Annotated in this window: 16 protein-coding genes; 11 read left to right on the forward strand and 5 right to left on the reverse strand. The window is 60.3% G+C overall.

Annotated features, from left to right (window positions below):
- Window positions 1-9 precede the first annotated feature (9 nt).
- Window positions 10-3,030, reverse strand: a complete 3,021-nt coding sequence (locus B5G06_RS02470) for a molybdopterin-dependent oxidoreductase (protein ID WP_087187526.1) — start codon at window positions 3,028-3,030, stop codon at window positions 10-12.
- Between the two features lie 374 nt (window positions 3,031-3,404).
- On the opposite strand from B5G06_RS02470, the gene B5G06_RS02475 reads away from it, so the two are divergent.
- From B5G06_RS02475 to B5G06_RS02500, 6 genes are all read left to right on the forward strand, one after another.
- Window positions 3,405-4,106, forward strand: coding sequence for a Crp/Fnr family transcriptional regulator (locus B5G06_RS02475; RefSeq protein WP_087187527.1), 702 nt, complete (start codon window positions 3,405-3,407; stop codon window positions 4,104-4,106).
- Between the two features lie 43 nt (window positions 4,107-4,149).
- Window positions 4,150-6,435 carry a xanthine dehydrogenase subunit XdhA gene (xdhA, locus tag B5G06_RS02480; protein WP_087187528.1) on the forward strand — a complete coding sequence of 762 codons (2,286 nt, stop codon included), beginning with the start codon at window positions 4,150-4,152 and terminating at the stop codon, window positions 6,433-6,435.
- Between the two features lie 16 nt (window positions 6,436-6,451).
- Complete coding sequence (xdhB, locus tag B5G06_RS02485; protein ID WP_087187529.1) at window positions 6,452-7,339, forward strand: xanthine dehydrogenase subunit XdhB; 888 nt, start codon at window positions 6,452-6,454, stop codon at window positions 7,337-7,339.
- On the forward strand, window positions 7,332-7,838 hold the full coding sequence (gene xdhC / locus B5G06_RS02490) for a xanthine dehydrogenase subunit XdhC (protein WP_087187530.1): 507 nt from the start codon (window positions 7,332-7,334) through the stop codon (window positions 7,836-7,838). The genes xdhB and xdhC overlap by 8 nt, the downstream gene beginning before the upstream one ends.
- A gap of 182 nt (window positions 7,839-8,020) precedes the next feature.
- Window positions 8,021-9,436 carry a uracil-xanthine permease family protein gene (locus B5G06_RS02495; protein ID WP_087187531.1) on the forward strand — a complete coding sequence of 472 codons (1,416 nt, stop codon included), beginning with the start codon at window positions 8,021-8,023 and terminating at the stop codon, window positions 9,434-9,436.
- Between the two features lie 122 nt (window positions 9,437-9,558).
- Entirely contained in the window at window positions 9,559-10,128 is a 570-nt protein-coding gene (locus B5G06_RS02500) for a 3'-5' exonuclease (protein WP_087187532.1), read from the forward strand.
- Window positions 10,129-10,181: 53 nt separating this feature from the next.
- Here the strand turns inward: B5G06_RS02500 and B5G06_RS02505 are convergent, their stop codons facing one another.
- Window positions 10,182-12,017, reverse strand: a complete 1,836-nt coding sequence (locus tag B5G06_RS02505; RefSeq protein ID WP_143382698.1) for an alpha/beta hydrolase family protein — start codon at window positions 12,015-12,017, stop codon at window positions 10,182-10,184.
- Window positions 12,018-12,153: 136 nt separating this feature from the next.
- Window positions 12,154-12,387 carry a hypothetical protein gene (locus B5G06_RS02510; RefSeq protein WP_087187534.1) on the reverse strand — a complete coding sequence of 78 codons (234 nt, stop codon included), beginning with the start codon at window positions 12,385-12,387 and terminating at the stop codon, window positions 12,154-12,156.
- A gap of 45 nt (window positions 12,388-12,432) precedes the next feature.
- On the opposite strand from B5G06_RS02510, the gene B5G06_RS02515 reads away from it, so the two are divergent.
- The 5 genes from B5G06_RS02515 to glpK all read left to right on the forward strand — a co-directional run bounded on the left by B5G06_RS02515 (window position 12,433) and on the right by glpK (window position 17,802).
- On the forward strand, window positions 12,433-13,002 hold the full coding sequence (locus B5G06_RS02515; RefSeq protein WP_087187535.1) for a glycerol-3-phosphate responsive antiterminator: 570 nt from the start codon (window positions 12,433-12,435) through the stop codon (window positions 13,000-13,002).
- Between the two features lie 252 nt (window positions 13,003-13,254).
- Window positions 13,255-14,691 (forward strand): NAD(P)/FAD-dependent oxidoreductase, encoded by a 1,437-nt coding sequence (locus B5G06_RS02520; RefSeq protein ID WP_087187536.1) that lies wholly within the window; start codon window positions 13,255-13,257, stop codon window positions 14,689-14,691.
- Entirely contained in the window at window positions 14,684-15,943 is a 1,260-nt protein-coding gene (locus B5G06_RS02525; protein ID WP_087187537.1) for an NAD(P)/FAD-dependent oxidoreductase, read from the forward strand. Before B5G06_RS02520 ends, B5G06_RS02525 begins: the two co-directional genes overlap by 8 nt.
- The gene (locus B5G06_RS02530) at window positions 15,940-16,284 is read left to right on the forward strand and encodes a DUF1667 domain-containing protein (protein WP_087187538.1); all 345 of its coding nucleotides are present in this window, start codon (window positions 15,940-15,942) and stop codon (window positions 16,282-16,284) included. The genes B5G06_RS02525 and B5G06_RS02530 overlap by 4 nt, the downstream gene beginning before the upstream one ends.
- A 33-nt stretch (window positions 16,285-16,317) precedes the next feature.
- The gene (gene glpK / locus B5G06_RS02535) at window positions 16,318-17,802 is read left to right on the forward strand and encodes a glycerol kinase GlpK (protein ID WP_204220722.1); all 1,485 of its coding nucleotides are present in this window, start codon (window positions 16,318-16,320) and stop codon (window positions 17,800-17,802) included.
- Between the two features lie 72 nt (window positions 17,803-17,874).
- On the opposite strand, the gene B5G06_RS02540 is transcribed toward glpK, so the two are convergent.
- Both B5G06_RS02540 and B5G06_RS02545 read right to left on the reverse strand, forming a co-directional pair.
- Entirely contained in the window at window positions 17,875-18,540 is a 666-nt protein-coding gene (locus tag B5G06_RS02540) for a YczE/YyaS/YitT family protein (protein ID WP_242955317.1), read from the reverse strand.
- Window positions 18,537-18,968 carry a MarR family winged helix-turn-helix transcriptional regulator gene (locus B5G06_RS02545; RefSeq protein ID WP_087187540.1) on the reverse strand — a complete coding sequence of 144 codons (432 nt, stop codon included), beginning with the start codon at window positions 18,966-18,968 and terminating at the stop codon, window positions 18,537-18,539. The genes B5G06_RS02540 and B5G06_RS02545 overlap by 4 nt, the downstream gene beginning before the upstream one ends.
- Between the last annotated feature and the right edge of the window lie 135 nt (window positions 18,969-19,103).

A 19,103-nucleotide genomic window follows, 5' to 3' on the forward strand; every position in this document is an offset into this window, starting at 1 on the left:
GCTCCCTCCTTACCCGATGGGGCCGCTGCCCGGCACCGTCACCACCAGCTTGTTGAAATACTTCACCGACGCCCCCTGCACCGTCTCGGCAATGATGCGCAGGGGCCCGCTGCTGTTGCCCGCGGTGCCGGTATAGCCCTCGTGGCTCTCCTCATCCACCAGGGGGGCGCCGTTGATGGCGTAGGCAATGATGATCTTCTTCCGCTGGCCCTCCGGGTCCAGTACCCCCTGCTCCAGGCCGTCCATGGCAAAGACGCTGAGCAGGTCATTTTTATAGCCGTCGGAGGCATAGGCCGTTACCGACACCGGCTGGTCGATGCCGGGCACCTCCCCCGCCTCCTGGAGCACCAGGCCCCACAGGTCGATGCCCTCGCAGGTGCCCAGCTCCAGCACGGCGTAGTCGTCCCGGACGATAAGGCTGTCCATGGCCTCCAGCTGTTCCACCGTATAGTCCCGGGTCCACTCGTGGTCGTCGTTGCGGATGGTGAGGGTCATGGTGTCGTCCAAAAACTCGCTGTATACATCGCTCATGGCGTGGCTCCAGGTGTCCACCTGGTTGGCCGACACCTGGATGGACACCACATTCTCCACCCACAGTTCCCCGTTTTCCGCGTCCTCCCCGTCCATAGGCACCACCAGCTTCAGGGGACCGCCGGTCTCCTCCGTCAGAGGGGCTCCCCCCTGTCCGTCCACCGGACCGGTACCGTAGGCCAGCAGAGCGCACACCGGCTGCTTCTCCGGAGCGGCGTAGTTGGTGTAATTGATGCCCTTCAGCAGGGACAGGGGTAGGGTGACGCTGGTGCCGTCGGCGGAGGTCACCGTCACCTCCCCGGCGTTGTTGCACAGTCCCGCCTCGGTGAGCAGCTGATACACCGGGATGCCCCGGTACCGCTGCTGGGTCAGGCTGTCCTGATCCAGCAGACTGAAATCCATGGTCTTGGCCTGGGTCTGGCGGCTCTCCAGCTCTGCCACGGTGAGGGTCAGCTCCTGGGTCAGGCCGGGGCCAGACAAGGTCACAGTCCGGTCCGCCAGAGCGGCGGCCTCCCCCTCCAGATGGGCGTAGGGGTCTGGCTCCAGCTCCACCCGAATGGAGGTGACCCCGCAGATCTGCCGGGCCTCCTCCTCCCCTTGGGCGGGCAGCAGCACCGTCAGCGGGCCGCCCTGGTTGTCCACCCAGTAGGTTGACGGGTCCTGGCTGTCCGTGGGATACAGGGGCAGGCTCTCGGTGTAGCCCTCATCTCCCGCCGCCCCCACCAGGGGCGCGCCGTTTTTGGCAAAGGCCAGCATGGGCAGCAGACCGCTCTTGCCGGTGGCGCTGTTATAGCCGGGCAGGAACAGGTCCTCCAGAGAGACGGTGACCTCCTCCCCGCCGCCGGAGAAGGTAACTGTTCCCACCGTTCCAGGCAGACCGGCGTAGTCCATCAGCAGATATTCCAAGCTCACGCCCTCGTAGACGTCGGACTGGTCCGGCTGGTCAGGCCGCTGATAGCGGTCCTTTACCGACGCGGAGGTCCGGTCGGCCCCCTCGCCGTAGACCAGGTTTTCCACCTGGCCCACCGTCAGGGTGCGCTCCAGCAGCTGCTTGCCTGCCTCGTCCACCACCTCCAGCCGGACGGATTCCTCCGCCAGGGCACGGCAGTCCGGGTCGTCTGCGTACAGGTGGGTCTGATAGAGTACGTCCTCTCCCACGATGACCTGGCTCACATATTGCACCTGGTTGGAGCCGTTGGCGTGGTTGTACTGGGTCTTTCCGAACACCACCCGCATGGGGCCGCCGCTGTTGGCCAGGCCGGACAGGTAGCCCTCGTCCCCCCGGTCCACGGTGTAGGGGTAGCGGTTGACGCCGTAGGCCAGCAGCACCGGATAGCCGGTATCCGCCAAATCGGCGTTGGTGGGCACATAGCTGCCGTCCCCTGGGTCCGCAGCATTTTTGTTGTAGAAGCCGAAAGCATCCGGGTAGGACAGGGCCTCCACCGAGAAGGACTCGGGGGACAGACGGCCGTCGGCGGCCTGGAAGGTAACGATGGTGGTGCGGGACTCCGCTCGCCCCAGCTCCTCAGCGCTGTCCATACCCAGGTAACACAGCAGCCGGTACAGGTCCAGCCCCTCATACTCGTTCACATACCAGTAGGCGTTGTTGGCCAGGCTGTAGCTATCCCGCCAGCCCAGCCCGCCCTCCTGGGGCTCTCCATTTTCATCGTAGCGCACCAGGGCCTCCAGCTGAGACACCGTCAGGTCCAGCTCCGCCCCCAGGGCGTCGCCCCGGAAGGTGAGGATGTACTCTCCGTAGTCGGCGCTGCCGTAGGGGCCGCCGTCGTGCTTGTAGCCCGGCTCCTCCCCCTCCCGGACATAGAGGTAGGCCACGTTGGAGAAGGTCTTATAGTCCCCCTCCGCCTCCCACCGATCCAGATCGTACACCAGCCGGAGGCAGCCGTCCTCGTTGTCCAGCTCGTCCACATAGCCCAGGGAGTGCTCCCCCTCCGCCTTGGCGTCAAAGACAAAGGGGGCAGCCAGGGAACCGTCGGTCTTGCCCACCCCGTAGGCCAGCAGGATGGGACGGCCCTGCTGGCTGGCCTGGGCCACCTGATCCAGGGGAATGACGGCCAGGGTATTGCGGTTGCAGTCCTTCAGCTCCACATGGGTGGCGGTGTCGGTGAGGAAAATGCCGCTGTCTCCGCCCGTCATCTCATAGAGCACGGTGTACAGGTCAACCCCCTCGTAGATCTGCACGCCGCTGCTGTCCTCGTAAGCCCCCCGGAAGAGGCCCTCCGTCCGGTTCTCCAGTTCCCGGATGGACAGGGGCGTAGAGGACACCACCCCCGGCCCCTCCACCGTCAAAGTGGCGCCGGTGATTGCGTCTATATTGTAGGGCAGTTTCTCATCCTCGGTGACGCCGCCGTTGGTGATATGTTTGTACTCCGAGGTGGAAAAGTCAATGGTACTATTGTCGATGTCGGGCAGTTCCTCCCGGCAGCCAGACAGCATTACCGCTGCCAGCAGCAGCATCCCCACCAGCCAGATCCGCTTCATACCAAACCCTCCCCCAACGAAAAAGGGCCTTTGTCACTGCGCAATTCCACAGCGGTCTTCCGCTGCATCTGCATCTCGACAAAGGTCCCATCCATATACCAGTCTCCTTTGCAAAACGAAAGGTCCCGGAAATTAAACTCATTGTATCATTTCATTTTTTGTTTGTCAATGTTACCCTCTCCTCCCGTTTTCGGGAAGTCCCACGTGCACCGCCCCATTCTTTCCTTAACAGATGGGTACGGTTTCATCCACATTCCCGGAGACCTCCAAAGGCAATTTGACCGCTTTCACAGAAAAAATAAAAAAAATAAGACACATGACCTTTTCTTTTGTAGGAATGTAACGATATAATACAACCAAGGAGGTGCAGTCTTGTGGATATTTTTAAGGAGCTCCCTCCACAGAAACGAAGCTACATGGAGTTTCTGTTCCGGAACTGTACCGAAGAAGTCAAATACTACATGACCCTGATCGATATAGAGGCAGACCGGACCTTTATTAAGGCCGGCACAGAGTGTACTCATATCTTTGTGATCCTCTCCGGCAAGGTGACCGGCGTGGAGTGGCCCATGCATGAGCGACCCTATTCCTTCAAGGATTTCGGGCCGGGGGACTTCTTTGGCGAAATCGAGTGTTTCGCCGGACTGCCTCAGTACCGCATCAGCATTGTGGCATCCACCAAATGCCGGGTGCTCTCCATTCCGGCGGACGCCTATATGGACTGGATGCGGATGGACGTGGACGCCCTCTTTCTGCGGACCCAGGAGAATATGCGCCGGCTCATTACCCAGACCGCCGAAGCCCGGAAGTATCTCTTTATGGAGGGCAAGGATCGGCTGATGGTCCATCTGATCCGTAAATTCGAGCAGCGTATCCCCACACCCCAGCAGCTGGAGCTGAAGCAGACCAGGGCTCAGATCTCGGATGAGATCGGCTTTTCCGTCAAGACCCTGGACCGCAGCATTCAAAAGTTGGAAGAGCTGGGCCTGATCCGGGTCCAGCGAGGCAAAATCATCATCACCGAGGACGGTTACCGACGCATGAAATCTCACATCGAGCATCACGTCAACGGCTGAATCCAGGCCCAGACAATCAACTGACAGACAGGAGGAACGCGCCATGTATGTAGGAAAGAAAGCCACCCGTGTGGACGCCTATGACAAGGTCATCGGGCGCACCAAATATACCGACGATCTGTGCGACAAGGGCGCCTATGTGGCCCAGGTCCTGCACGCCACCATCGCAAACGGCCGGGTGAAGTCCATCGACACTTCCGCGGCGGAAGCCATCCCCGGCGTGGTCAAGGTCTTTACCTGCTTTGACCTGAAGGAGAAGCACTGCTTCCCCACCGCCGGACACCCCTGGTCCACCGACGAGAGCCACCAGGATGTGGCCGACCGGCTGGTACTGACCGAGCGGGTCCGCTTCTACGGCGACGACATCGCCGCGGTGGTGGCGGAGGACGAGGTGTCCGCCGCCCAGGCACTCCGGGCCATCAAGGTGGAGTATGAGGAGTACCCCTTTGTACTGGACGTACTGGACGCCATGAAGGACGGCGCCCCCCAGCTCCACGAGGCCTATCCCAACAATATTCTCAAGCACACCACCATCCGCAAGGGCAACTACGAGGAGGCCATCAAGGAGCCCGGCCTCATCAAGGTGGAGGGCTGGTATGAGACTCCCACCGTCCAGCACTGCCACATTGAAAACTTCATCTGCTACGCCGAGATGAACGGCGACCGAATCAAAATTGTCACCTCCACTCAGATTCCCCACATCGTTCGCCGGGTGGTGGGCCAGGCTCTGGGCATCGAGTGGGGCAAGATCCAGGTCATCAAGCCCTACATCGGCGGCGGCTTCGGCAACAAGCAGGATGTGCTCTACGAGCCCCTGTGCGCCTGGCTGTGTATGCAGCTGGGCGGCCACCTGGTGAAGCTGGATGTGCCCCGTGAGGACACCTTCGTCTCCACCCGGGTGCGCCACGCCATCCGCAGCCACATCATCTCCTGGGTGCGGCCCGACGGCACCTACGCCGCCCGCAAGCTGGAGGCCTTCTCCGATCAGGGTGCCTACGCCTCCCACGGCCACAGCATCTGCGCCAAGGGCGCCGGCGCCTTCCCCCAGCTCTACCCCTGCGACAACGTGGAGGTGGACGCCTACACCGTCTTTACCAACAAATCGGTGGCCGGCGCCATGCGCGGCTACGGCATTCCCCAGGCCATGTGGGCCGCCGAGTGCCACACCGAGGAGGTTGCCGCCAAGCTGGGTATGGACCCCATCGCCTTCCGGCGGAAGAACCTGATGCCGGTGGGCTACACCGATCCCTTCTCCAAAAACGAGCTGTACGCCGACACCTTCAATCAGTGTATGGACAAGGGCATGGAGGTCACCGACTACCTGCGGAAATATAAGGCCTACCAGAACCAGACCGGCGACATCCGCCGGGGCATCGGCATGGCGGTGTTCTGGTACAACACCGCCGTGTGGCCAATCTCTCTGGAGACCTCCTCCTGCCGGATGGTTCTCAACCAGGACGGCTCCCTCCAGGTCCAGGTGGGCGAAACTGAGATCGGCCAGGGTGCCGACACCGCCTTCTCACAGATGACCGCCGACGTGGTGGGCGTTCCCCTGGACAAGGTCCATGTGGTGTCCTGCCAGGATACCGACGTCACCCCCTTCGGCACCGGCGCTTACGCCTCCCGCCAGACCTACACCGCCGGCTTTGCCATCCGGCAGACCGGTTCCCTGCTGAAAGAGCGCATCCTCAATTACGCCCATGAGCTGACCCGGATGCCCCCCTACAACCTGGACATCATCGACGGCAATATCGTCCGCGTCACCGACGGCCGGGTACTGATGACTCTGGGCGACCTGGCCACCGAGGCCCTGTACAGCCTGACCCACAGCCAGCACCTCACCGCCGAGAGCACCGCCCAGATCAAATCCAACGCCTACTCTTTCGGCTGTACCTTCGCCGAGGTGGAGGTGGATATCCCCATGTGCAAGGTAAAGCTGCTGGATCTGGTCAACGTTCACGACGCCGGCACCATTATCAACCCCGCTCTGGCGGAGGCTCAGGTCCACGGCGGCATGAGCATGGGCATCGGCTTCGGCCTGTCGGAGAAGCTGCTTTTCGATCCCAAGAGCGGCAAGGCTCTGAATAACAACCTGCTGGACTACAAGCTGTCCACCTTTATGGATCACCCCCGGCTGCGGGCCTTCTTCGTGGAGAATCCCGAGCCCACCAGCGCCTTTGGCACCAAGGCTCTGGGCGAGCCGCCCACCTGCTCGGTGGCTCCCGCCATCCGCAACGCCGTCTATCAGGCCACCGGCGTCTTTGTGAACGAGGCGCCCGTCAATCCCCATATCCTCTTCCGCCGTTTCAAGGAAGAGGGACTGATTTGAAAGGAGGCTCCCGGCCATGTATGATATCAAAGCCCTTTACGAGGCAGAGAGCGTAGTTCATGCCGTCCAGCTGCTGCTGGAACATCCCGAGGCTCAGATCATTGCCGGCGGCAGTGACGTGCTGGTCCAGATACGGGAGGGCAAGCGGGCCGGCAAGGAGCTGGTCAGCATCTATGGTCTGGACGAACTGCGGGGGGTGTCCTTTGAGGAGGATGGCGCCATCCGCATCGGCTCCCTCACCAGCTTCTCCCACATCACCAAGGACCCCATCATTCAGGCCCATATCAATGTGCTGGGTCAGGCGGTGGATCAGGTGGGCGGTCCCCAGATCCGCAACATCGGCACCATCGGCGGCAACACCTGTAACGGCGTCACCTCCGCCGACTCGGCCTCCACCCTGTTCGCCTGGGACGCCATCATCGAGATCACCGGACCGGAGGGCGTGCGGCGCATCCCCATCCAGGACTTCTACATCAAGGCCGGTCAGGTAGACCTGCGCCCCGGCGAACTCCAGACCGCCATTGTCATCCCCAAGGCCGCCTATGAGGGCTACGAGGGCCATTACATCAAGTACGCCATGCGCAACGCCATGGACATTGCCACTACCGGCTGCTCGGTGAATGTGAAGCTGTCGGCGGACAAGAGCACCATGGAGGACGTCCGTATCGCCTACGGCGTGGCGGGACCGGTTCCCATGCGGGCTGTCACCGCTGAGGCATATGCCAAAGGCAAGCCCACCACCAAGGCAGAGATCAAGGCCTTTGCCCAAACCGTGCTGGAGGACATCAATCCCCGTGACAGCTGGCGAGCCGCCAAAGACTTCCGCCAGCACATTGCCGTGGCCCTGGCCGAGCGGGCCCTGACCGAATCCATTCGTCTGGCAGGAGGTGTGATTCATGAGTAATCAGTATAAGCTGGTCCGCTGCACCATCAACGGCAAGCAGGTGGAGAAGATGATCGACGTGCGGGCCTCCCTCACCGATATGCTGCGGGACGACTACCGGCTCACCAGCGTCAAAAAGGGCTGCGAGGTTGGCGAGTGCGGCGCCTGCAATGTGCTGGTCAACGGGGAGTGCTTCAACTCCTGCATCTATCTGGCGGTGTGGGCCGACGGCAAGGAGATCCTCACCCTGGAGGGGCTGGCCGGTCCCAACGGTGAGATCTCCGACATCCAGCAGGCCTTCATCGACGAGGCTGCCGTCCAGTGCGGGTTCTGCACCCCCGGCTTCATCATGAGCGCCGCCGAGATCCTGGAGTCCGGCAGGGAATACTCCGACGACGAGATCCGCAAGCTCATGTCGGGCCACCTGTGCCGGTGCACCGGATATGAGAATATCTTCCGGGCGGTGAAAAAGACCATGCTTCGCCGTCTGGGCAAAAATGCCGAGGCCGACGCCGTGTAATCCTATTGTCCCAAAGCCAGGTATCCCCTGATTCCTATGTTGCGCCCCTTCGGTCCTGTTGATTTGCCATAATGTTTCTGAAACAATTCGGCCTCAGACCGAAGGGGTTTTTTACACCCTTTTGTGCAAAAAAATATGCATTTGAAATAATTATTTTTTATTTTGCAAGTGAGGTGTCAAGGATGGAAAACAAGGAAGCACAAGTCAAAACCGTCAGCGAAGACAACATCTACCGACTGAACGGGCGGGTCCCCCTGTCTAAGGCCATCCCCTTTGGCCTGCAGCACGTTCTGGCCATGTTTGTAGCCAACCTGGCGCCGGTGCTCATCGTGTGCAGCGCCGCCGTCGTGCGGGGAACGGATTCCCATCTCACTCCCGCGGAGATCACCCAACTGCTCCAGTGCGCTATGTTCGCCGCCGGCATCGGCACCTGTTTACAGCTCTATCCCATCTGGAAGATCGGCTCCAAGCTGCCCATCGTCATGGGCGTCAGCTTCACCTTCCTGGGCAGCCTGCTCATGATCTGCACCAATCCCGCTCTGGGCTATGAAGGTATGGTGGGTGCCGTCATCTTAGGCGGTATCTTCGAGGGTCTGGTAGGTTTGAGCGCAAAGTATTGGAAGCGCTTCCTCACCCCCGTGGTATCCGCCTGCGTGGTCATCGCCATCGGCCTGTCTCTGCTGTCGGTGGGCATGGACTCCTGGGGCGGCGGCAGCGGCGTGGCCGACTTTGGCGCCTGGTACCATCTGGCTATCGGCACCTTTACTCTGGTGGTATGTCTGGTGTCCCGCTACTGCCTGAAGGGCGTCTACAAGAACCTGAACATCCTGGTGGGTCTGATCGTGGGCTATCTGGCCTCCGCTATTCTGACTGTGACGGGAGTGGCCCCTATGGTGGACTTTTCCGGCATCCAGAAGACCATCGGCGAAGTGGGCTTCTTCAGCCTGCCCAAGCTGGTGTTCTTCACCAGCCACACCCCCGTTTTTGACATTGGCGCTTTCTTTACCATCGCCATTGTGTTCCTGGTTTCCGCTGCGGAGACCACCGGCGCCACCGCTGCCGTGGCCCAGGGAGCGCTGGGACGTGACCTGAAGATCGAGGAGCTCCAGGGCTCCCTGGCGGTAGACGGCTTCTCCAGCTCCATCTCCGGCTGCTTCGGCTGCCTGCCCCTCACCTCCTTCAGTCAGAACGTAGGCCTGGTGACCATGACCGGCGTGATCAATCGCTTCACCATTCTTATGGGCGCTCTAATCCTGATTCTGGCCTCCCTCTTCCCCCCGCTGGGCGCCTTCTTCAACTCCCTGCCCCAGTCGGTGCTGGGCGGCTGCACCGTCATGATGTTCGGCTCCATCATGTATGAGGGCATCAAGATGCTTAAGGAGTGCGTGTTCAACGACCGCACCATGATCATCGTCTCCCTCTCCTTCTGCATCGGCATCGGCCTGACCCAGACCTCCGGCAACTTCTTCGCCGCCTTCCCCCCTGCGGTGGGCGATATCTTCAACGGCAACGCCGTGGCCGGCGTGTTCGTGGTCTCCCTGCTGCTCAGCCTGATCCTCCCCAAGGACAAGACGGAAGAGACCTCTGCAAAAAAATAATTGCCTCCATACAAACGCGGGGCCCGCACATTCGTGTGCGGGCCCCGTTTGACCTTCTTGTCTTTTTTTCAAAAAGCCGGTATGATAGCGGCAGGAAAATACCGCAGAGAAGAGGGACAACTATGACAGACCGGTACATTGCCTTTGATGTGGAAACCCCCAACTACGCCAATAACCGCATGAGCGCCATCGGTATCACCGTTATAGACAATGGCACTGTAGTACAGGAATATTACTCACTGGTAGATCCGGAAGCTCATTTTGACGCCTTCAATATTTCACTGACGGGGATCACACCGGAGATGGTAGCAGGAAAGCCGGCCTTTCCGGCGCTGTGGCAGGAGATCAAACCTATTATGGAAAGCGGCCTGCTCATTGCCCATAACGCACCCTTTGATCTGTCGGTGCTGGCCAAATGTCTGCGGGACTACGGCATAATCTGGCAGCCCACAGTCCCCTACGCCTGTACCTGTCAGATGAGCCGCCGCCTGCTCCCTCAGCTGCCCAACCACAGGCTGAATACCCTGTGTGATTACCTGGCCCTGGAGCTGGACCACCATCACGCCGGCAGCGACAGCCGGGCCTGCGGAGAGGTGCTGCTCCGCTGCCTGAACAACGGCGGTAAAATAGCACCTTTTATCCGTACTTACGACCTCCTCCGCGTCCGCACCCTCTCTTCAAGATCCACTTAAAATTGCAACACCCCCGGAGGTAACCTCCGGGGGTGTTGTTCGTGGTTCAGGAGTTAGGTGGGGGACCAGGTCAGGGTATTGCTGCAGCTGATCATGGTAACGATGATGCCCAGGATGATACCAGGCAGATAGGGGTTGTTGGTTGCCCGGTAGATCTTGCGGGAGATGATGGCTGCCACAGGCAGGACCACCAGCATGGGGAAGAGCCAGACCACCTGCATATTGGCGTCTCGGAACATCAGGTCCCCGCCGGCAAAGAAGGGCAGGTACTGCATCAGCAGCAGGACCACCGCGGGAAGGACCGCGGCCACCGCCACGATGGTGGTGTTGATCCAGCGATGCTTGCCGCCGATATCATTGTAGTTGAAGCAGTTGAGCGCCACGGAGTTGCCCACATAGTAGACCAGGAAGAATACCGCATAGGGGAACACCGCCACAGCAACCTTGTCAACCGCAAAGGTCTTGACGGCCAGTACCCAGATGCGGAAGTCCGCCTTGAAGAAGTAGTCGGTGAAGAACACGCAGCCGAATGCTACGCAGATCACGATGGCAGCCAGCAGGATGGTCTTGCCCAGCTGGGGCAGGGAGATCCTGACACCGACTTCTTTCAGGTTCAGGCCGTTCTTCTTTCCAAAGGCGAAATAGCTGACCACCATGCTCAGGATGGCAAACAGGCCGCAGGCCGCCGCCCACAGGCACACGCCCCAGGGGGAACTCTGAGGCCAGCCGTCATAAAATACGGTAAAGGTCTTGGCATTGAGCATGATGGGGATGTACACAGCAGACCCAAAGATGGCACCCAGGAGCAGGCTGCCCCAGAACCATGCCTTACCCTTGCCGGAGACCGCTCTGGGCGCCACCGGCTCTTCTCTGCCCAGGCTGGCAAAGAAGGGGGTCTTCACCATCAGCAGAGTGAAGCAGGTAATGAACATACCGAAGCCGATGAGACCCACCAGATTGAAGGCCTCTTTGACCTGCCAGATCTGATCGTCGGCAGGAAGCGGATTGGGCGCGCCCAGAGTCTCCTCAAAGAAGCTGATAACGGCGCTAGTAGCCCGCTGGCTGAAATGGGCCCAGGGATGGGTGATGGCAGGGTTGTAGATCACGCGGACAGCTTCCCGTCCATCGATGGTCTCATAGTACACCGTATCAGCCTGCCGCAGCTCCTGGCCCGTGGGATCGGTACCAAAATACAGGAAGGACTGAGCATTGTTGTACTGTACGTAGTCCTTGGGCAGGGTGGTATTTCCATTTTCATCGGTATCCTGCATAAAGAACTCATCGTACTGTGCCGCCATGATACCCGCGTCACGGCTGCCATAGATATTGGTCCAGGCGCCGTCGGCATCCACATAAGTAGCATCGGCACAGTTGAGCAGCACGGCGGAAATCAGCTGTTCCTCTGCCTGATTATCCAGCTCGATAGCAGCGTTGCAGGACATACCGCCCATGGAGTGACCGGTGATGCCGATACGGCTCTTGTCCACATAGGGCAGGTCGGCCAGCACCTTTACCGATTGATACAGGCCGGAGGTCACCAATCCCACGTTGTTTACGTTATCCGACTCACCGTGAGAAGGCATATCCTGCGCCAACACCACATAGCCCCGACGGGCCAGCTCCACGAAGTTGGCGTCCTGCATTCCCTTATTGTTGTACATACCATGGCTGGTAACGATGCCGGGAGCGGGATTTTCCGCTGTGGCCCCGTCAGGAATGAAGAGCCAGCCATCCATGGCGAATCCACTGTCCGTTTCCCAGTGGAGTTCCTTGATGGTAATGCTGCCTCCGCCGGTCTGGATCACCATGGTAGCTACCGCGCTCACCAGCATCAAAATAATAGAAATACATAGGATAATCGCAGTTTTCCTTGTCTTACTTTTGGACATTGAGACAACCTCCTTTTCCTACTCAAAGCATACCTCTGACGAACCCTCTTTTCCCGCACCCCCTCAGCGCAAAAAAACACGACCGTCCTTCCGACAGCCGCGCTTCTCAATCACTCATGCGCATTATGAAATTGAATTACTGTACTAAAGCTGTTTTCAACATACCAGATGCACGAGTGACTGTCAAGTGGTCCAGATATTTTTTGTCAGTTTTGTATAAACTGGGCATATCAATTTTGGTTCTCTCTGCAAAATTTGATTTTTCCCGCCTCCTCTCTTGCATTTCTGGTTTCAGCCTGTTATTATGAAACTGTCCTCTGTGCAGAAGAGTGATAGAGCGCGCAAGGCAGCCAGCGGTTGCTTTGCGCATTTTTATGTCCTCCCGCTGTATGGGAGCCGAAACGAGGCGATGACCATGAATTGCACAAGCTTACTGGAGCTGCTGGCCGATGGGCCGGTTATCGCCGCGGTAAAGGACGACGCCGGACTGGAGGCCGCGCTGGAAAGTGATGTGGCTGTACTTTTTCTACTCTACGGTGATATCCTGACCATCGGCGAAAAGGTAGCCCGCATACATCAGGCTGATAAGAAGGCCTTTGTCCATCTGGATCTCATCGACGGACTATCCGCCCGGGAGATCTCCGCCGACTTTATTGCCCGGTATACCGCCGCCGACGGTGTGATCTCCACCAAGGCCGCCCTTACCAAGCGGGCCAGGGAACTGGGGCTGGTGGCCATCCAGCGGGTCTTTTTGCTGGACTCCATGGCTCTGAAGAATGTAGAGCGCCACTTCTCCCAGGAATCCGCTGACTTAGTGGAGGTACTGCCCGGCCTGATGCCCAAGATTATCCGTCAGCTGTGCCAGACCACCGGAAAGCCCATCATCGCCGGCGGTTTGATCTCCGACAAGGAGGATGTAACAGGCGCCCTGGGCGCCGGTGCAGTAGCGGTGTCCTCCACCAACCCAGCTGTCTGGGCCATGTAAAATCAGATACTGTTGTTTCAGAGTATGAGAGTGAAACAAAGCTACCCCGCCGGGGCGGCTTTGTTTTGCTCTTTTTTGCTATGCAAAAGCATAGCAAAATTGGCCATGTGCCGCTTTCAGCGGCACGGCCATAAAATCAAAGCGTATGGGCCGGGACGGCCCATATGCGCATAAACTTCATGCGCCACAAGCCTTTGCCCGTTTTCGTGGTGCGCTCTTGGCGTATGAAGTTTCATGCCAGGAGGTTTTATTATGTATGACGTTCTCATTATTGGCTGCGGCATTACCGGCGCGGCGGCCGCCTTCCAGTTCTCCCGCTATCGTCTGAACGTAGCTGTTCTGGAGCGGGAAAATGACGTAGCCGACGGCACCACCAAGGCAAACTCCGCCATTCTCCATGCCGGATATGACCCCGAGCCTGGCACGCTTATGGCCAAACTCAATGTGCGGGGTGCTTCCCTGGCAAAAGAACTGTGTGCCAAGCTGGACGTACCCTACTGGCAGTGCGGCTCCTTCGTGCTGGCCTTCTCCCCGGAGGAGGAGGCCACCCTCCGCACCCTCCAGCAGCGGGGCCAGGACAACGGCGTGCCCGGCTTGGAAGTGCTCACTGGCGACCAGGCCAGGGCCATGGACCCCAACCTGTCCTCCCAGGTAAACGCCGCGCTCTGGGCCCCCACCGCCGCCATCTGTTCCCCCTGGGAATACTGTCTTGCCCTGGCGGAGACGGCGGTACGCAACGGCGCCGACCTCCGGCTGGACACCGCCGTCACCGGTCTGGAACGGCTGGAGGACAGCTGGCTGGTCCACACCAATCAGGGTGATTTCCGCAGCCGATATGTGATCAACGCCGCCGGTATATCCGCCCAGACCATCCATGAGATGGCGGCTCCCGCCAGCTTTACCATCCACCCCTCCCGGGGGCAGTATTTCCTGCTGGACAAGAGCGAGGGGGACCGGGTGGGCCATGTGATCTTCCAGTGCCCCGGTCCCAGCGGCAAGGGCGTGCTGGTGGCCCCCACCGTCCACGGCAACCTGATCGTGGGCCCCAACGCCGACCCGGTCCCCGATGACGACGTGGGCACTACTTCCGACGGGCTGTCCTATGTGCGGAATACCGCCCTCAAGTCCGTGCCCTCGGTCAACTTCCGGGAGTCTATCCGCAACTTTGCCGGCGTGCGGGCCTCCACCGACCGGGGAGATTTTATCATCGAACTGGCTGCCCCCGGCTTTCTGGATCTGGCGGGCATCTGCTCCCCCGGTCTCACCGCCGCCCCCGCCATCGCGGAATACGCCGTCCAGCTGCTGAAGCGGGACGGGCTGGTGCTGGAAGAAAAGCAGACCTACTGCTGTCAGCGCCGCCGTGTCCGCTTTCACGACCTGTCCCCGGCGGAAAAGGCACGGCTGGTGGAGCAGGACCCGACCTACGGCCGTGTCATCTGCCGGTGTGAGACCGTTACTGAGGGCGAGATTCTGGACGCCCTCCGCAGTCCCATCCCGCCCCGCTCGGTGGACGGGGTAAAGCGCCGGGTGGGCGCCGGCATGGGCCGCTGCCAGGGCGGCTTCTGCGGGCCCCGGGTGGTGGAGATCCTGGCCCGGGAGCAGCAGGTCAGTCCCGGCACCATTGTACAGGATAAAGCGGGCAGCTGGCTGCTGGCAAGCCAGACGAAGGGAGGCAATGACCATGTATGATCTGATCGTAATCGGCGGCGGCCCGGCTGGGCTGGCAGCCGCCTGTGCCGCCTGGGAGAAGGGCCTGAAGCATATCCTCATTGTGGAGCGGGACAAGGAACTGGGCGGCATCCTGAACCAGTGCATCCACAACGGCTTTGGCTTGCATTATTTTAAAGAGGAACTCACCGGACCGGAATACGCCGGACGGTTTATCAAGATGCTGGAGGACACCGGCGTGGAGGTGCGGCTGGACACCATGGTGCTCACCGTCACAGAGAACCGGCAGGTCCATATGGTGGGCAAAGATACCGGCTATCGCATTGAAGAGGCCAAGGCCATCATCCTGGCCATGGGCTGCCGGGAGCGTACCCGGGGCGCCATCGCCATCCCCGGTCAGCGGCCCGCCGGCGTCTTTACCGCCGGAGCGGCCCAGCGATACGTCAACATGGAGGGCTGGCTGCCGGGACGACGGGTGGTCATCTTGGGCAGCGGCGACATCGGCCTCATCATGGCCCGCCGCATGACTCTGGAGGGTGCCAAAGTGCTGGCCTGCGTGGAGGTCATGCCCTACTCCGGCGGTCTGAACCGGAACATCGTCCAGTGTCTCCATGACTACGACATCCCCCTCTACCTCTCCCATACCGTCACCGATATCCGCGGCCGGGACCGGGTGGAGCAGGTGGTGGTTTCCAAGGTGGATGAACGCCGCCAGCCCATTCCCGGCACTGAGATGGTGTTCGACTGCGACACCCTGTTGCTGTCCGTGGGCCTGATTCCGGAGAACGAGTTGACCCGCCAGGCAGGCATCGCCATGGACCCCCGCACCAACGGGGCGGTGGTCTATGAGAACATGGAGACCTCCCTGCCCGGCGTGTTTGCCTGCGGCAACGTGGCCCACGTCCACGATCTGGTGGACTTCGTCACCGCCGAGAGCCAGCGAGCAGGCGCGGCTGCGGCAGACTACGTTTTGGGCTCAGCCCCCTCCGATCCCGCCGCGCTGGAGGTACATACCGGCGACGGCGTGACCTACACCGTACCCCAGCACATCCGGCCCAACCGGGTGGCAAAAAATTGTGACCTCTTCTTCCGGGTCAACCGGATTTGTGGGGACAGTCAGATCCTGGTCAAGTCGGGGGATACCCTTATTGCCCGATTCCCCCGGGAGCATCTGGCCCCCGGTGAGATGGAGCACATCGTTCTGCCCAAGGTCCTGCTGGAGCGGGCCTCGGAAGCCATTACCGTATCCATTCAGGAGGTGGAGTCCAAATGAAAGAACTGATCTGCATCGTCTGCCCCAAGGGCTGCCACCTGAAGGTCGACGAGGAACAGGATTACCGGGTAACCGGAAATGGCTGTCCACGGGGCGAAGAATATGGTAAAATGGAGCTGACTCATCCCACACGGGTGGTCACCTCCACCGTCCGCTGCACTGGCGGCGCCCATCCCCGCTGCCCGGTCAAGACAGACGCGCCCATCCCCAAGTCGCTGATCATGCAGGCGGTCCGTTGTCTGGACGGGGTGGAGCTGACCGCACCGATTCATACCGGCGACATCGTGGTGCCCGACGTCTGCGGCACCGGCGTTTCCTTTGTAGCCACACGCGATCTGTGACCGCAGCGCTGCGGAATATCGGGAGGCATTGTTATGGAAAAGTATATCCTGTCCCTGGATCAGGGTACCACCAGTTCCCGGGCCATTCTCTTTGACGGGGAGCAGAACATCATCGGCATCAGCCAGAAGGAATTTACCCAGATCTATCCCCAGGAGGGCTGGGTGGAGCACGACGCCATGGAGATCTGGTCCTCCCAGTACGCGGTGATGATGGAGGTCATCGCCCAGTCCGGCGTAGACCCCGCCCACATCGCCGCCATCGGCATCACCAACCAGCGTGAGACCACCATTTTGTGGGACAAGGTCACCGGCCGCCCCATCTGCAACGCCATCGTGTGGCAGTGCCGCCGCACCGCCGGCATTGTGGATCAGCTGATGGCTGACGGGCTGGGGGACCACATCCGCAAAACCACCGGCCTGATCCCCGATGCCTACTTCTCCGCCACCAAGATCAAATGGATGCTGGATCATGTGGAGGGAACTCGGGAGAAGGCCCGCCGGGGCGAGATTCTCTTCGGTACGGTGGACACCTGGCTGCTGTGGAAGCTCACCGGCGGGGCAGTCCACGTCACCGACGTGACCAACGCCTCCCGCACCATGCTCTACGATATCCATAAGCTGTGCTGGGACGACACCCTGCTCCACGCCCTGGATATTCCCAAGGCCATGCTGCCCGAAGTGCGCTCCTCCAGCGAGATCTACGGCTATACCGAAATCCAGGGCGTCAAGGTGCCCATCGCCGGTATTGCAGGCGACCAGCAGGCCGCTCTGTTCGGTCAGACCTGCTTTGAGCCCGGCGACGCCAAAAACACCTACGGCACCGGCTGTTTTCTGCTGATGAACACCGGCTCGGTCCCCTGTGAGAGCCGCAACGGCCTTATCACTACCATTGCCGTGGGCCGGGACGGCGGCGTCCAATACGCTCTGGAGGGCTCCGTCTTTGTGGGCGGAGCGGTGATCCAGTGGCTGCGGGACGAGATGCGTTTCTTCACCGAGAGCCGAGACGCGGAGTATTACGCCCAGAAGGTCGCCGACAACGGCGGGGTGTACCTGGTGCCCGCCTTCACCGGCCTGGGCGCCCCCTACTGGGATATGTACGCCCGGGGCACTCTGGTGGGCTTGACCCGCGGCACCCGCCGGGAGCACATCATCCGGGCCGCCCAGGAATCCATCGCCTACCAGGTAGCCGATCTGGTTCACGCCATGGAGTCAGACACCGGTGTACCTCTCACCCAGCTGAAGGCCGATGGCGGCGCCAGCCGGGACCAGTTCCTGATGCAGTTCCAAGCCGATATCATTGATCGTGAGGTGCGCCGTCCCGCCATCCGGGAGACCACCGCCCTGGGCGCGGCCTACCTGGCCGGTCTGGCTGCCCATGTGTGGCAGGACACCGACGAGATTCGCCACCTGTGGATGTGCGATACCGCCTTTGAACCCCGTATGACCGCCCCGGAGCGGGAGCGGCTGCTGGCCGGCTGGCACAAGGCAGTGGGCCGCAGCCGGGACTGGAGCCGCTGAAATCTCCTATTTTAAAAAGAAAAACGTCCGGCCATGCTGTTGATTTACAGCATGGCCGGACGTTTTTTGCACTTAAGCTTGAGACAACTGACGGCTCCTCAGCAATGCCTGCACCGGTGCTCCGATCAGGCGGCCAAACAGCCTTGCAATGGTCCCCACCAGCAGAGCGGAAATGAAGGTACCCTCCCGAACTCCGGTCAGGGTGTGGAACAGCAGCAACCCCAGCACCGCCGCCGTGGCCGCCATAGTCACATCCACCGCCACCTTGGTCTTTCCAAAGTTGGTGTTCCAGCGAGTGGAGATGGCCTTTACTGTACACTCGCCCGGCAGCATGACCACATTGGCCGCCACCTCAATGAACACACCAAAACCCAGCACCAGGCAGCCCAGCAGCAGCGAGCAGACTTTAGCGGGATAGGTCTGGGGGTCCACAAACCAGAACAGCGCCATGGACAGGTCGATGAATACAGAAAAGATAGGGATCACCGGCAGCTGAAGCAAAAACTGCTTGGGAAAACGCTTCCCCAGGATAATCAGCTGAATGGCAATCAACAGCAGGCTGAAAAACAGGGTAAACATCCCCAATGACAGGGGAAACCGAATGCTCAGCACATAGGGGACGCTGGTAATGGGCGACGTGCCCAGGTTGGCTCTGGTGGTCAGGGCGATCCCCAGAGAATTGACGAACAGTCCGAATAAAAACAACACATATCTCCGGACCAGCTCTGCTTTGCTCACTGCAAACCCTCCATATCGGTCATATTCGCGCACACCTTGTAGAGGCAGTCCAGCAGTTGAGCCCGCTGTTCCTCGCTCAGTCCAGCCTGTACTACCTCCGACTGCCGCTCCATGGTCTGGCGCACCTCTCTCTGTTTGGCCCATCCCTGCTCTGTCAGATAGACGTGGAGGGACCGCCGGTTGCCATCCTCATTGCAGCGCCGGATCAGGCCCTTTTCCTCCATGCGGTTGAGCAACCCGGTCAGCGTGGCCGGGTCGATCTGGCATCCGGCCGCAATGGCCTTCTGTACGCTGCCGTCGTGGCGGCCCAGGTAGTCCAGCACTTTGGGCTGGCCGGCCGTCAGGCCAGACCCGTTCAGTTCCGCCATCACGCTGCGCTGAAACAGCGATTGCGTCGCCATCAACAGATAGTGGAAGCTGCGGTCCATATGGCTCCTCCCCCAAACAGTTTTGTTCCAAACAATTTGTATACAAATATATTAGCGCGATTTCCTTTTGCTGTCAACCATGCACCTTGGACAAAAGGAGCGCTCACGTTGAGACATTTTTGTGTGCTCTGCCTG

This window comes from Flavonifractor sp. An52, assembly GCF_002159385.1.
Lineage (GTDB): Bacteria > Bacillota > Clostridia > Oscillospirales > Oscillospiraceae > Flavonifractor > Flavonifractor avicola.

Excerpts from the sequence above, each read along its gene's own strand:
- B5G06_RS02470 (WP_087187526.1), bottom strand. The coding sequence starts at position 3,030 with ATGAAGCGGATCTGGCTGGTGGGGATGCTGCTGCTGGCAGCGGTAATG.
- xdhA (WP_087187528.1), top strand. The coding sequence starts at position 4,150 with ATGTATGTAGGAAAGAAAGCCACCCGTGTGGACGCCTATGACAAGGTC.
- xdhB (WP_087187529.1), top strand. The coding sequence starts at position 6,452 with ATGTATGATATCAAAGCCCTTTACGAGGCAGAGAGCGTAGTTCATGCC.
- xdhC (WP_087187530.1), top strand. The coding sequence starts at position 7,332 with ATGAGTAATCAGTATAAGCTGGTCCGCTGCACCATCAACGGCAAGCAG.
- B5G06_RS02495 (WP_087187531.1), top strand. The coding sequence starts at position 8,021 with ATGGAAAACAAGGAAGCACAAGTCAAAACCGTCAGCGAAGACAACATC.
- B5G06_RS02500 (WP_087187532.1), top strand. The coding sequence starts at position 9,559 with ATGACAGACCGGTACATTGCCTTTGATGTGGAAACCCCCAACTACGCC.
- B5G06_RS02505 (WP_143382698.1), bottom strand. The coding sequence starts at position 12,017 with ATGTCCAAAAGTAAGACAAGGAAAACTGCGATTATCCTATGTATTTCT.
- B5G06_RS02510 (WP_087187534.1), bottom strand. The coding sequence starts at position 12,387 with ATGCGCAAAGCAACCGCTGGCTGCCTTGCGCGCTCTATCACTCTTCTG.
- B5G06_RS02515 (WP_087187535.1), top strand. The coding sequence starts at position 12,433 with ATGAATTGCACAAGCTTACTGGAGCTGCTGGCCGATGGGCCGGTTATC.
- B5G06_RS02520 (WP_087187536.1), top strand. The coding sequence starts at position 13,255 with ATGTATGACGTTCTCATTATTGGCTGCGGCATTACCGGCGCGGCGGCC.
- B5G06_RS02525 (WP_087187537.1), top strand. The coding sequence starts at position 14,684 with ATGTATGATCTGATCGTAATCGGCGGCGGCCCGGCTGGGCTGGCAGCC.
- B5G06_RS02530 (WP_087187538.1), top strand. The coding sequence starts at position 15,940 with ATGAAAGAACTGATCTGCATCGTCTGCCCCAAGGGCTGCCACCTGAAG.
- glpK (WP_204220722.1), top strand. The coding sequence starts at position 16,318 with ATGGAAAAGTATATCCTGTCCCTGGATCAGGGTACCACCAGTTCCCGG.
- B5G06_RS02545 (WP_087187540.1), bottom strand. The coding sequence starts at position 18,968 with ATGGACCGCAGCTTCCACTATCTGTTGATGGCGACGCAATCGCTGTTT.